The organism is Pseudoalteromonas sp. APC 3691 (genome assembly GCF_030408135.1).
Taxonomy (GTDB): Bacteria; Pseudomonadota; Gammaproteobacteria; order Enterobacterales; family Alteromonadaceae; genus Pseudoalteromonas.
This window is the reverse complement of the sequence record NZ_JASDCB010000003.1, coordinates 24,740-38,737: the sequence shown is the minus strand read 5'-3', so window position 1 is coordinate 38,737 and position 13,998 is coordinate 24,740. Positions and strand designations below refer to the sequence as shown.

The 13,998-nt window shown below is 37.6% G+C and carries 10 protein-coding genes and 1 pseudogene; 3 read left to right on the top strand and 8 right to left on the bottom strand.

Annotated elements, in window-relative coordinates; translation table 11 throughout:
• Positions 1-192: 192 nt before the first annotated feature.
• Together egtD and egtB are read right to left on the bottom strand one after the other, a co-directional pair.
• Positions 193-1,167 (bottom strand): L-histidine N(alpha)-methyltransferase, encoded by a 975-nt coding sequence (gene egtD, locus QL998_RS01705; RefSeq protein ID WP_024604097.1) that lies wholly within the window; start codon positions 1,165-1,167, stop codon positions 193-195.
• A complete protein-coding gene (egtB, locus tag QL998_RS01700) occupies positions 1,164-2,435 on the bottom strand; it encodes an ergothioneine biosynthesis protein EgtB (protein WP_024604098.1) in 1,272 nt (423 codons plus the stop codon). The genes egtD and egtB overlap by 4 nt, the downstream gene beginning before the upstream one ends.
• Positions 2,436-3,328: 893 nt before the next feature.
• On the opposite strand from egtB, the gene QL998_RS01695 reads away from it, so the two are divergent.
• On the top strand, positions 3,329-4,909 hold the full coding sequence (locus tag QL998_RS01695) for a BCCT family transporter (RefSeq protein ID WP_007583074.1): 1,581 nt from the start codon (positions 3,329-3,331) through the stop codon (positions 4,907-4,909).
• Positions 4,910-5,157: 248 nt separating this feature from the next.
• Here QL998_RS01695 and QL998_RS01690 read toward each other — a convergent pair whose 3' ends face one another.
• From QL998_RS01690 to QL998_RS01680, 3 genes are all read right to left on the bottom strand, one after another.
• A complete protein-coding gene (locus QL998_RS01690; RefSeq protein ID WP_024604100.1) occupies positions 5,158-5,868 on the bottom strand; it encodes a 3'-5' exonuclease in 711 nt (236 codons plus the stop codon).
• 3 nt (positions 5,869-5,871) lie between these two features.
• Positions 5,872-7,767 carry a DUF294 nucleotidyltransferase-like domain-containing protein gene (locus tag QL998_RS01685; protein WP_290192037.1) on the bottom strand — a complete coding sequence of 632 codons (1,896 nt, stop codon included), beginning with the start codon at positions 7,765-7,767 and terminating at the stop codon, positions 5,872-5,874.
• Positions 7,768-7,915: 148 nt separating this feature from the next.
• Positions 7,916-8,923, bottom strand: a complete 1,008-nt coding sequence (locus QL998_RS01680) for a rhodanese-related sulfurtransferase (protein ID WP_002961191.1) — start codon at positions 8,921-8,923, stop codon at positions 7,916-7,918.
• A 208-nt stretch (positions 8,924-9,131) separates the two neighbouring features.
• Between QL998_RS01680 and QL998_RS01675 the strand changes: the two genes are divergently transcribed.
• Both QL998_RS01675 and QL998_RS01670 read left to right on the top strand, forming a co-directional pair.
• On the top strand, positions 9,132-10,460 hold the full coding sequence (locus QL998_RS01675) for a DEAD/DEAH box helicase (RefSeq protein ID WP_290192036.1): 1,329 nt from the start codon (positions 9,132-9,134) through the stop codon (positions 10,458-10,460).
• A 2-nt stretch (positions 10,461-10,462) separates the two neighbouring features.
• Positions 10,463-11,296 (top strand): S1-like domain-containing RNA-binding protein, encoded by an 834-nt coding sequence (locus tag QL998_RS01670; RefSeq protein ID WP_290192035.1) that lies wholly within the window; start codon positions 10,463-10,465, stop codon positions 11,294-11,296.
• Between the two features lie 43 nt (positions 11,297-11,339).
• Here the strand turns inward: QL998_RS01670 and QL998_RS01665 are convergent.
• From QL998_RS01665 to lapB, 3 genes and pseudogenes are all read right to left on the bottom strand, one after another.
• Positions 11,340-11,713: pseudogene (locus QL998_RS01665) on the bottom strand (hypothetical protein).
• A 93-nt stretch (positions 11,714-11,806) separates the two neighbouring features.
• Positions 11,807-12,511, bottom strand: coding sequence for an orotidine-5'-phosphate decarboxylase (gene pyrF, locus QL998_RS01660; RefSeq protein WP_182196110.1), 705 nt, complete (start codon positions 12,509-12,511; stop codon positions 11,807-11,809).
• Between the two features lie 350 nt (positions 12,512-12,861).
• On the bottom strand, positions 12,862-13,998 hold the full coding sequence (gene lapB / locus QL998_RS01655; RefSeq protein WP_290192034.1) for a lipopolysaccharide assembly protein LapB: 1,137 nt from the start codon (positions 13,996-13,998) through the stop codon (positions 12,862-12,864).

Here is a 13,998-nt window from a genome sequence, read left to right as displayed (position 1 = left end):
AAAATCGAGCAACAAAGAGTTTATCGCCCCTAGGCAGAACCCGAAGGGCAGCACATGTTTGGCATTTATGCTGCGTTATTGCCTATTTATGTGGAATAACCACACTTCATAGGCTCTGCCTTGCCTAAAAACCAAACATATTGCTGCAAATTCAACTATCAAAGATCAACACGCCCTAAACTTAAGTAACGTTTAAAGCGGTCTTAATAAACACAGGGCAAAATAGTTACTATCGTCTTGCCATGTTTGCTCTAACTTTAAATTAGCTTGCGCTGCAAGCTGCTTAAACGACTCGAGCGTGTACTTGTGGGAGTTTTCTGTATGGATACTTTCGCCTTCTATAAAGTCTATTTGCTGATCATTTATAATCACGCTTTGAGTACGATTACTTACTAAATGCATTTCGATACGGCTATGTTGCTCGTTAAAGCGTGACTCGTGGCTAAAATTGTCTAAGTTAAATGTGCCATTTAACTCGTTATTAATACGTTGTAGTAAGTTTTTATTAAACGCGGCGGTAACTCCCGCTTTATCGTTATATGCATCAAGTAACACTTGGCGCTCTTTTACTAAATCAACCCCAATTAATACATAACCATTTACACCGCATAAGCGATGGAAATTATTCATAATTTCTATGGCTTTAACTGGGGCAAAATTACCAAGAGTAGAGCCCGGAAAGTACACCAAATTAGTTTGACTGTCTAAAGCGGTGTCTTTGGTTAGCTGTTTGACCATTTGGCTATGTGTAAAGTCTCCTAATAATGGCGAAATTGCCAAATCTGGAAATAACGGTGACAAATGTGCAAGTGAATAACTGAGCATCTCCTCAGATATTTCAAACGGTACAAAGGTTTTAACGTTTGCCATATGCGCTAATAAATAGGCTACCTTTTTACCCGAGCCACAGCCAGGCTCTATAATAGAGAGGTTTTCAGGTAGCATTTGAGCAATCGACTTTGAGTGTTGCTCTAATATAGAAAGCTCAGTACGTGTAACATAATACTCTTGTAAGGTTGTTATTTGCTCAAATAATGCAGCACCTTTATCATCATAAAAATATTTACACGGAAGCGTTTTTTGTTGTTGAGTTAATCCGCTTATCACGTCGTTTAGAAATTCAGTGTCGGTTATGTTGCTTTGCTTAATCGCTGTTACTTGGCTCATACTATATCCTTAGCTAGTCTTATCCCGCTGCACATCCACGCTTGATGCGGGTAATAAAAATTACGGTATGTTTGTCGTAAATGGTTTTGAGGGGTAAACACACACCCACCACGTAACACCATTTGGTTATTCATAAACTTACCATTGTATTCCCCTGCTATTCCTTCAATAGGCTTAAAACCGGGGTATGGTAAATATGCACTGTTCGTCCATTGCCAACACGAATCAGTTAACTGATTTATTTCAGTATCACTATTTGCTTGCTGAGGTGTTAGGTAGTGATTATTAATCTCTGTTGAAGGTGTATTTTTAGCTGCATATTCCCATTCGAACTCTGTAGGCAAGCGAGCCTTTACAAAATTAGCATATGCACTGGCCTCAAAATAACTAACATGACAGATCGGGGCATTTAAATTAAGAGGTTCTAATCCATAGTGTGTAAACTCAAACCACTCGTTATCTATACAATGCCAATACAATGGTTGCGTTAGAGCGTTGTTTTGTATATTTGCCCAACCGTCACTTAACCAATACTGTGGATTGCTGTATCCACCGGCATTTATAAACTCTAAATATTCCCCATTAGTGACCAACTTATTGGCGAAGCTAAATGGATGAATTAATACTTGGTGTTTAGGGCGCTCGTTATCGTATGCAAATTCATCGTCGGCATTTGTGCCTATATTAATAATACCTTGCTCAAAGTTTATAAAATTAAGGGGCTTAATATCAGTTGATTTGTTTTGGCTATTTAAAAACGATATTTTATATTGCGGAAATAATGGATTTACTGAAAAGTTATATTTGATGTCCATCAGCATTAGTTCTTGATGCTGTTGCTCGTGGTGTAACCCAAGTTCAATAATATCTTTAATTTGTGGGCTAACTTCAGTTTTAAGTAATTCAACCACACAGCTATCTACATGCTCTCTATAAGCTAAAACTTCATCTAAACTAGGCCTGGATAAACTACCTCGGTGTGCGCGCTTAAATTGCTCTCCAATACCATTGTAGTAAGAATTGAAAAGCATTCGGTAGTGAGAGTTAAACACAGTGTACTGCTTGCAATAAACACTAAGTAAAAACGTTTCAAAAAACCACGTCGTGTGCGCTAAATGCCATTTACTTGGGCTGGCATCTGCCATAGCTTGTAATTGGCAATCTTCTACAGTGAGTGGTTCAATAATAGCCAGGCTTTCGCCTCTAACGCTGTAAAAGCGTTTAACAAGTTCGTTTTGATTGGTATTGTTTAAAGCGCATTCACGCATAATAGTATTAATCCTTTGCCTATCTATTTATAAAATATAGCTTAGGGCATGCTGAGCTTTTTGGATTGAAATTTGTTCAATCTAGGGGCGATTAAATCGCGGCACGAGGTTTGTAACCTAGTGGGCTAAGTAAAAACCGAGTAACAAAGAGTTAATCGTCCCTAGAAAGAACCCAAAGGGCAGTGTATGTTTGGTATTTATGCTGCGTTATTGCCTATTTATGGGGAATGACCACACTACATAGGCTCTGCCTTGCCTAAAAACCAAACATACTACTGTAAATTCAATCGCCAAAATTCAACATACCCTAATGTTGTGTTAAATCATATTCATATTACAACTTGATTAAAGATGCTTATCAGCTTATAAATTTATACTAGCCCTGGAGGGAAATTTGCTCTTTGCTGCTCAGTTTTTAATTATTCTCACGTGTATGTATGCATGTAGAATAACGCAGATTTGAAACAGCACCGTTAGGTTACAAACTTAGGATCGATTAAATCGCTCCTAAATAGAACAAATTTTAATCCTAAAAGGTCAACAAGCCCTAGTATTTAAGCATTAATTAAGTTGCTTAAAAGTGATCTTTTTTTACTTAACCAAGTAAATTAATACTTTTAATAGCAAACTAAATTTTAACGTTCACTGAATTTATAATTTTAGGGCTTTTTAAATAAAAGAATCATGAATTTGGCTATATAAACAGCGTTTTAAATGCAAATTCATTTACATTTAATATTTAACTCATACACTACTAGCTGTATGATCACTCTTCAAATTAGTTAGTCTTCAAATAATTATGGTATTACATTTACTTAATATTTAAAGGCTAATGTAATTCGATATGACGCCGAATTTATTTTGGCTTGTTAGGACAACTAAAGAGGTATTGCATGAAGGAAAATCATGACAAATATAGTATTGACAGTACAGACTACACTGTAGGTCAAGACAACGTACAAAAATGGGGGCTTGATATACATAACTCTGTTTTCGGCATAAGTGCCGGACTGATTGTCATTTTTTTAATCGCCATTCTTGTTACCGATCCACAAACGGCTAAATCTGCTCTTGATGGTATAAAAACAGATATTATCAATAACTTTGACGCCTTATTTATGTGGGCTGCTAATTTTTTCGTTGTTTTTTGTTTAGCGCTTATTGTTTCACCTTACGGTAACATTCGTTTAGGTGGTGATGATGCTAAACCGACTCACTCACGTATCTCATGGTTAGCTATGTTATTTGCTGCGGGAATGGGTATTGGCTTAATGTTTTGGGGCGTTGCTGAACCACTTGCTTATTATACAGGCTGGTTTGAAACACCACTGAATGTAACACCTAATACACCCGAGGCGGCAAAAGTAGCAATGGGTGCGACTATGTTTCACTGGGGTCTTCACCCGTGGGCTATTTATGCCGTTGTAGGGCTTTCGCTTGCATTTTTTACTTATAATAAAGGCTTACCACTGTCTATTCGTTCTATCTTTTATCCTATTTTAGGTGATAGAGCATGGGGCTGGCCAGGTCACCTCATCGATATTTTAGCCGTGCTTGCAACCCTGTTTGGTCTTGCTACTTCTTTAGGACTTGGGGCACAGCAAGCTTCTGCAGGAATAGACCATGTATTTGGTACCTCAGGCGGAGTTGGTTCACAAATTTTAGTCATTATAGGTGTTTCACTTTTAGCTATTGTTTCAGTAATTCGTGGGATTGATGGCGGCGTTAAAGTACTTAGTAATGCCAATATGCTAATCGCCTTAGTTTTGCTTATCTTTGTTTTTTTAGTAGGCTTTGCTGTTTCTGTAGGTAATATCCCGACTACTGTTATGGGGTATATAGAAAATATCATCCCACTAAGTAATCCTCATGGTCGTGAAGATGAAACTTGGATGCACGGGTGGACTGTATCTTATTGGGCATGGTGGATTTCTTGGTCACCGTTCGTAGGTATGTTTATCGCGCGTGTATCACGTGGTCGTACAATTCGTGAGTTCTTAATTGCGGTATTGCTTGTTCCTACTGCTGTTACTATTTTATGGATGTCTATATACGGCGGAATTGCAATTGATCAAGTAATCAACGGTGTAGGTGAACTAGGTGCTAATGGCCTAACTGAAGTACCTTTAGCTATGTTCCAAATGTTTGATGCATTACCTATGGCGAACATTTTATCATTTGTAGCAATTATTTTAGTATTGGTTTTCTTTATTACTTCATCGGACTCTGGTTCTTTGGTAATTGATTCAATCACTGCCGGTGGCAAAATTGATGCTCCAGTACCACAGCGTATTTTTTGGGCTGTGACTCAAGGTGCGGTAGCCGCTGCATTACTTTGGATAGGCGGGACTGAAGCGATTCAAGCACTTCAAGCTGGCTCTGTATCAGCAGGATTACCTTTCACTATTGTATTGTTATTTATGTGTTTAAGCTTAGTTTTAGGTTTACGAACTGAGCCTCGCTCAATTAAATAATACTTTGAGTAAGTAACGTAATACTTTTACTTAGTAACAAAAGCGCCGCAATTTTTGCGGCGTTTTTTTGTTTAACTATTTAAAATCATACCAATTCGCTTAATAAAGTGATCTATTTTGTGGCAGGAAAATCGTATCGATAGTAAGGCAAAAATTTCGTTATTTAGTTATTCTAAATGAGAGATTTTTAACGCAGCTAGCGTCAGGTTTAACCCCCAAAACGATTAAAGTATCATTGCGTATTGGTATTATACCCACAACTCTGAAATTGGAGTATCTACACGGTAATGATGACTCAGTTGCGCTTGTAGAAGCTCGGCTGTAGCAAGCGCATCCGTTAGAGCATTATGGTTATTATATGGAGGTAATGAGTATCGCTTGCGGCAATCTGTTAATCTGAGCGATCCAAGTTTTGTGTTAAACAATCGGCCTAATACTCCCTGCCTTGCTTTTAGTGCTCTTTTTTCTAGCTCCATTGTATCAACAAGTGCAAACTCAATACCTTCTTTAAGCCTCAGTAATAACGCATTATTTAAAAAATGGCGCTCTATTGCAGCGTAATGCACCACGACAACTTTGCCACTTAGCGCTTCAAGTAAAGGTTCAATAATTCGATTAAAGTCAGGTGCGTCATCCACCTCAGAGTGCGTTATTCCATGAATTAAAATAGATTCTTCATGCAGGTTACGTCTTGGTTGAACAACCCAATGCCGACTGTGTTTGCAATAAATACGCTTTAAATTAAATGGCACTAAGCCAACACTCACAATATCGTCGTTTTGGCTATTTAAACCTGTTGTTTCAAAGTCCATTGCTACAAAAGGCACATCTTCTACTGCGGCTTTATCTTGGTTATAAGCACCTGCATAAAAGTGTTTTAGAAGTTTATTTTCGGTGTTGTTGGCAAGCTCGTTGTATCTAGCTTGCCAATCAACTGCTTTGTAATTACGCTGATTCATAGGCTACTTTACACCAGAGTTTGCAGTGTAGCTAAATTTTAAATAGCTTTGTGCTTTTTCTAAAATAGCGAATGCCTCTTTCAAGTTTCGCTGTTCAAAAGGAGAAAGTAAATGTGGGTCTAAGTCGTTATCAGGCTCTTCGCCCTTCTCTATTTGCCACGCTTGATGGCGAATTCGCATCATAGCAATATACTCAAGTGCATCACGTAAATCTTGCGCTTTACCCTGTGGTAACAGCTTAGCTTCAATAATGTCTTCTAGTCGCTCAAACGAATTTTGTTTACGCGAACCAATAGCTAATGCGTGCACGCGAATAACATCAGAAAGAGGTGCAGTCCCTCTTCGCTTTAAGTTCATTGAACGCTTATGTTGGCCATTATGCTCCATAACAAAGCCTTTAAAGAAACCTAGTGGAGGTGTTCTATTTCTAGCATTTGCTGCCATATTAGCTAAAAATACGCGATTTACTTTACTTTGTTTTGCTATAAATATTTTAAGCTCGTCGGCCCACTTGGTTTTACCCCACACACCGTCTAAGTCAAAAAATATAGAACTATTAAGCAGTGCTTGTGGTTTTGGCTGCGCTATCCAATCTGCAAATTGATCGAACCACTGTGAGCGGGTTTTACGCCATTTTTTAAACGACGCCATTATTTCGCCATCACAATAAGTGTAACCACACTGCGCTAAGCCATCACACACAAAATCGGCAATATTTTGAAAGTACGCGTTATGTTTTTCATCGTCGTAACTGTCATCTAAAATTAGTGCGTTATCTTGATCAGTTACAATAAGTTGCTCGTCGCGAGCCATTGAGCCCAGTGCAATAAAACAATAAGGAACGGGAGGTGGACCAAACTTTTCTTCAGCTAATGCAAGTAGTCTTTGTTTAAATGTACGCCCTATAACAGCCATGGCTGTACCAACCATATGTGAGTTTGCATCTTCATTCACCATACGAACAAACACATTGGGCAATTGGCGTGCATAATGCGCCAAATCCTCTATTGTTTGTTGAGCCAGTATGCCACGTACAAGTAATAAGCTGCTTTGCGATTCATAACGCAAAATATCAGAGAGGGAGATAACGCCTATTGGGCGTCTTTTTTGTACTACTGGCAAATGATGTAAGTTATCTCTAAGCATGGCCAATACGGCTTCGAAAATATAGTCATTAGCATCTAAAAGCACTAAATTAGTGGACATAATGTCTTTTGCTTGCGTGTTAAAGGCAAGCCCTTTAGCCACTACTTTAGTGCGTAAATCCCTATCGGTTATTATACCAACTACTTGTCCGTCATCTTCTTCTGGATCATCATTTATGGGTTTATTTACATCGGTTACCAACACTGACGATACCGCCTCTTCGGTCATTAATTTAGCGATATCTTGTATCGTAGAGGTTGCATCTACGGTGACTACATCTCTGTGAATTAATGATTTTACCTTCGCGGTTGTCAGGTCATTGCCATCGGCTTGCTCGACAATAGCTTGATGCAAACGCACGTTACCGTCTGTTTCGAAGTAATCAGCAAACGCATCAAACTCATCACAGTAACGATTAAATAGCTCGACATTTATGCAATATACTAACGTATCTTCCAGAGCAGTTGCAGGAAAACGTACCTTACGGTTCATCAATAAACCCATTTGACCAAATATACCTGCGGTAGCCAAACGATTGTACAGCTCGCCATTTCGGCGATACATTTCTACAGAACCACTTCTAATTACATACAAATCAGAAATGTCTTGTCCAAAACTCAAGATATCTGTTTTTGCTCTAAAATAAGCCACTTCTACTTGTTGAGCTAGCTCATTAAGCGCTTTTTGAGGTAAGTCATCAAAAGGAGGATGTTGTGCTAAAAATTGTGCGATTTCAACTTGTTCGGCTTGCATAAATCCCTTCCTGTATGCGCATTAAAATGACTAAATCTATTTTGCAGATTAACACTATCATCGGAGTGTGAAAACAATTACTGCACAAATTTAGGCACAAAAAAAGAGCCTAAATAGACTCTTTAAATGTAATACTTATTGTAAAAATTTATTTACCGCGCTGAGCGTCTTTTTGGGCTTTTTTAGCTTCTTTACGTTGTTGTAAAACAGCTTGTGCTTCATTACCAATATGGCCTTCACCACGCGCTTGCGCTAATTCTATTTGCTTTTGGCGCTCTGCAAAACGTGCGCGTTGCTCATCAGTTACTTCTTCAATACAATGATGACAAGAGACGCCTTCCATGTATTCAGGCTTTAGCTTTTCGTCTTCTGTAATTGGCATACGACACGCGTGGCATTGATCATAAGAGCCTTTTTGTAAGTCGTGATCGACCGCAACGCGATTATCAAATACAAAACACTCGCCTTCCCACATGGTTTCTTCTTTTGGCACTTCTTCTAGGTATTTTAAAATACCGCCTTCAAGGTGATAAACTTCATCAAAACCTTGCTCTTTCATGTAGGCTGTCGATTTTTCGCAGCGGATACCACCAGTACAAAACATCGCCACTTTTTTGTGTTTTTCAGGGTCTAAGTTTTCTTTTGCCCACTGTGGAAATTCGCGGAACGTTTTAGTATTTGGATCGACCGCATTTTGAAATGTACCAATTTCAATTTCGTAATCATTACGTGTATCAATTAAAATTACTTCAGGGTCAGATATAAGTGCGTTCCACTCATTTGGCTTAACATAGCTACCCACAACTTTAAGCGGATCTACGCCTTCAACGCCCATCGTTACAATTTCTTTTTTTAGTTTTACTTTAGTGCGGTAAAACGGACATTCATCGTCGTAAGATTCTTTTGTAACGATGTTTTTTAAATTTGGTTGCTCATCTAGCCATGCTAATAAGTTGTCTATCCCTTCACGTTTTGCAGAAACAGTGCCGTTTATACCTTCGGCAGCGAGCAATAAAGTACCGCGTACTTCATTTGCTTCCATCACTTCTAGTAATGGCTTACGGATAGCTTCAAATTCAGGTAAACCTACAAACTTATACAGCGCACATACTACAAAGTGATCGCCCGTTACATTATCTTTATGAACAACAGTCATTATATTTCCTATTTTGCCTTGTTAGCCAATATTGGCGTTTACCGAATCGTAAATCCGGCGCATATGGGGCGCGTATTTTACGCTTTTTTAGTTTAATTGCAAAAAATAGCGCTATAGATTGGTTTTTACTGTTAGCGACCTAGCTGTGTAAGCTATAATGCGCTAATAAATTTATAGAGTTAATTTGCTCATTTTGGAGAAACACACATTGCAGTTTACTGATCTTGGGATTGATACACGCCTTGAAAAGCAGTTAGCACATCAAGGGATCACCCAGCCCACCGATATTCAAGCACATGCAGTGCCTACCGCACTTGCAGGGCATGACATTTTCGCTCAGTCTAAAACTGGGTCGGGCAAAACCTTGGCGTTTTTATTACCTGCTGTACAAAGGGTTATGAAACAAAAAGCACTCAGCAAACGCGATCCTCGTGTACTTATTGTTGCTCCTACGCGTGAGCTTGCTACGCAAGTATTTACTCAACTGCGTTTATTAATTGCTGGCACAGCTATTAAGGCAGTTAAAATACTTGGCGGCGAAAACTTTAATGACCAAATAAAAGCACTTAGAAACGACCCACAATTCGTAGTTGCTACACCTGGGCGTTTAGCTGATCACATTACAAAACGCTCATTGCAATTGAGTGGACTAGAACTGCTTATTTTTGATGAAGCCGATCGTATTTTAGATTTAGGCTTTACCGAGCAGTTAAAAATGATTAACGAGCAAGCTAATCACCGTTTACGCCAAACGTTATTGTTTTCTGCAACACTTGACCATGCACAAGTAGATGCACTATCACGTAACCTATTAAAAAAACCAAAACAAATTACGCTAAGTGCAGCAAACGAGCAACATAGTGATATTAAACAAACGTTATACCTTGCCGATCACCTTGATCATAAAGAAGCGCTATTAGAGCATTTTTTAAACCAAGATGATGTTGGTCAATGTATTATCTTCACAGCAACACGTTCTGACACGAGTCGCTTGAGTGAAGCGCTTAATGCTAAAGGCTTCAAATCTGTAGCACTTGCTGGTGATTTAACGCAAAACAAACGTTTAGATATCATGGATTCGTTTAGTCGCGAAAACTTTAAAATATTGATCACCACCGACGTTGCATCTCGTGGTTTAGATTTGTTAAGCGTAACGCACGTTATTAACTTTGATTTACCAAAACATGCTGAAGAGTATGTACACCGTATAGGTCGTACAGGACGTGCTGGCTTTAAAGGAAATGCAATTTCATTAGTTGGCCCAAAAGATTGGGCAAGTTATTTAGCTATTAAAGCATTTTTAAATGACGAATTAAAATTTGCGAGCGTAGAGAGCTTAAAAGCTAAGTTTAAAGGTTTAAAAGAGAAAAAACCTGAGGCAGCGTGGGACAAATCTAAAGAAAAAGCCGCCGCTGTTAAAAAGCCTGCATTTAAACGCAAAGCTAAGCCTAAAAAGCCTACAGCACCAATTAAAGCACCGATGAACATTGATGGCGATACACCAATGCGCCGTAAAAAAAAGCCTGAGCAGGAATAATTATGAGTTACCTAGGAACCACACAAACATTATTTGTAAAAGAAGTGAGTAACGAAGGTGCTTACTTAGACGGCCATGATTTAGGTGAAGTATTTTTACCAAAACAAGAAATAAAACATGAGCTTGAAGCGGGCGATAGTATTAGTGTATTTATCTTTTTAGACAATGCTAATTTAGCCACAGCAACAATAAAGAAACCACATGCTCAAGTAGGCGAGTATGCCCTACTACGCGTTAAAGAAATAAATAGTATTGGGGCATTTTTAGATTGGGGGCTTGAGAAAGATGTGCTTGCACCTTTTAATGAACAAAAGCCACGCATGCAAGAAGGCCATTCTTATTTAGTACGTCTGTATCTTGATAATGCAAGCCAACGTATTTGTGCATCAAACAACTTTAATCGCTTCCTATCTAAAGATGAGCCACAATATACTCACTTACAAGAAGTGGATTTAATTGTTGCTGGCAAAACAGATATTGGCTACAAGGTATTAATTGAAGAATCGCATTTCGGTGTTGTTTTTTACAATATGGTATTTAAAAGCTTATTTGTGGGTCAAAAGCTTAAAGGCTTCATTCAAAAAGTACGTGAAGATGGAAAAATTGATGTTGTATTAGAAAAGCCAGGTATGGGAAAAGTAAGTGACCTTGGTGAAACTATTATGCAAAAACTAAAAAATGAAGGTGGTGTTATCCCATTAGGTGATAAGTCTGAACCTGAAGCAATAAAAAAGATGTTTTCTACTAGTAAAGCTAACTATAAAAAAGCAATTGGTGGATTATTCAAACAAGAATTGATAGATATTGAAGCGAAATCCATTCGCTTAAGATCTTAATTATAAATAATAGGCTGTAATTACTAATATTATCTGTTTGTAATTAACCTAAAATATACTTATAAGGCAATGTACATTGCGTATATTGCCTTGAATAATCAAGCTCTTCACCTTTTGACTCTAGGTTAAGCGGTGCCAAACGAAAAACCTTCTTTTCGCATTCTATTTTTTATCATCAAGCTTAGATATGCAATCAGTTACTGTTATATGCTGAGATGTAAGTGTATCCTCATTTTTGTAACATAGGTGGTGTGCATAATCTTGCATTGTTTGTTTAAAATCGAACATATTGACAGGGTAATTCGTGATTATATCTGTTACTGATGTAACATCATCATATGCTTTATTAGAAAAAAGATTTTTATTTACTGAAAAACCCGCAACAATAATAATTATAAAACCTAATAATAACTTCAAAACAAACCCCTACTACATTTCAATCCTAATAATGTAACATAAAATACACATGAGGTAAGGGCTTTTAGCACTATATTGCTGCTTTTTGTTAAATTATTCTATAGACCTATTAACATCACTAAGCACTTTTACGGGATCATCCGCCTGAGTAATAGGTCGGCCTATAACTAAATAATCACTTCCTGCATCTATTGCTTGCTTAGGAGTCATAATACGCTTTTGATCGCCAGCATCACTGCCTTCAGGACGTATACCTGGTGTTACAAGTTTAAAGTTCTCACCTAACTCTGCTTTTAAAGCTTTTGCTTCTTGTGCAGAACACACAACGCCATCAAGCCCTGCTTCCTTTGCAAGCTTAGCTAAATATATAACTTGCTCTTGAGCAGATTTATCAACGCCTAAACGCTTTAGTTCTGTTTCATCCATGCTTGTTAATACAGTAACCGCGATAAGTAATGGCGCTTTATCGCCAAATTGTTCTAGAGCCGATTTAGCTTTGCTCATCATTTCAAAACCACCAGAAGCATGAACGTTTACCATCCACACACCTATTTTCGCAGCTGCAGTAACAGCTTTAGCTACTGTATTAGGGATGTCATGAAATTTTAAATCTAGAAAAACATCAAAACCTAAATCAATTAACTCTTTAACAAATGCAGGTCCAAAATAAGTAAACATCTCTTTGCCTACTTTAAGACGGCATGTATCAGGAGAAAGTTGTTTAACAAAGTTTAAAGCAACCTCTTGATCATCGTAATCTAATGCTATAAGAATTTTTTTTGAGTGTTCGAAAGACATGACTATCCTAATGTATGGCTATAATACCAATCCGCAATAATACTTAATCAATTTGAGGACCAAATCTGACGCTAACTGCGTTAAAAATTTCTTATATAGAACAATAATATTAAAAATTTTTTGCCTTGTTATCGACACAATTTTCTTACCTCAAAACAGACCACTTAATTAAGCGAATTGATATAAAGTAATTGTATAAGTAGATTTAATGCAATAGTGCTAGCTGGTAATTTGAGAGAAGGTGTAGAGAAATTTATATAGACACAACATCAAAAAATTCCAACCCAGTAAACTCTCAGTTTAATTTGCTAAAATTATCATAGTTAAATCCGATATTATTTAAGGGGTTATTAAAATCCGTCTAAGCCTCGACTTGGAACAATGGTTTCCCAATGCTTACAAGAAGGGCAATTCCAATATATGGTGTAGCTTGTAAAACCGCAATGCTGACATTGGAAATCAGGTTTTGTAGCAATATAAGAGGTTACAAGCTTATCAATTTCATTAAGTACTTCTTTAGTATTTTTATTTTGGTCACCCATTAATTGCAGTAAAAAACTGAAACCACGAATAGTAGGTTGACGTTTTAAGCTATCAGTTAGAAATTCAAAGGCTTGTTTAGTGTGTCCTTGCTCAAGCAATGCTTGGCAATGTTTTATTTTAATTAATACACCGCCCTTTTCTAACAAGTCACTGACTAATTCATGAAATTGATGCGTTAAATTTAATTGTTTATAGCTGTGAGCTAGCTCATCAATAAACAACGGCGCAAACAAAGTGAATTGTGATACAAGCTCACGCCAGTAATAAATAGCTTTAACGTAATCTTCTTTCGCGTAAGCAACTAATCCTAACTCGTAAAGCGGACGTACGGCTTTATAATTTAAGCTAATCGCTTTTCTCATTAGTTGGGGTGTGTTATCACTTAAAGCTGATTCACAATAAAAATTAGCAATCGCTTTAAATTGTTGTTCTTTTGAAAATAGTTCGCTGTGGGCTTCAAACATGTTGATGCCTTTTTCCCATTCACGGGTTTGCGAATATAAAGTAATAATAGGGTCTAGTGCTTCTACATGGCCAGCCTTAACTAACCAAACTAAGTGCTCTTCTGCACTATCTAGTAGACCAGCCATTATATAATCTTCGGCAAGTTCTAAACGGCTAGTTGCAGCTTGTTGTTCATTTAAGCCTGGGTGTTTTAATAGAAGTTCATGAATTTTAATTGCGCGGTCTAATTCACCTCTACGGCGAAACATGGTGGCAAGTATAGAATAGTGTTCAACAGAGTCAGCTGAAACTTCAAGCAAATTAATCAAGTGCTCTAAGCCTTGGTCTTCTTCTCTGTCGAGTAGAAACTTTAAGCCTTTGCTGTATTCAGAAGTGATCTGACGATTTAGTTGATGAGCTTGGTTTTTAGCACTGTTTTTACCCATAATCCAGCCGTAACCGGCGGCAACAGGTAATAGTAAAAACAAAAGCTCAATCAT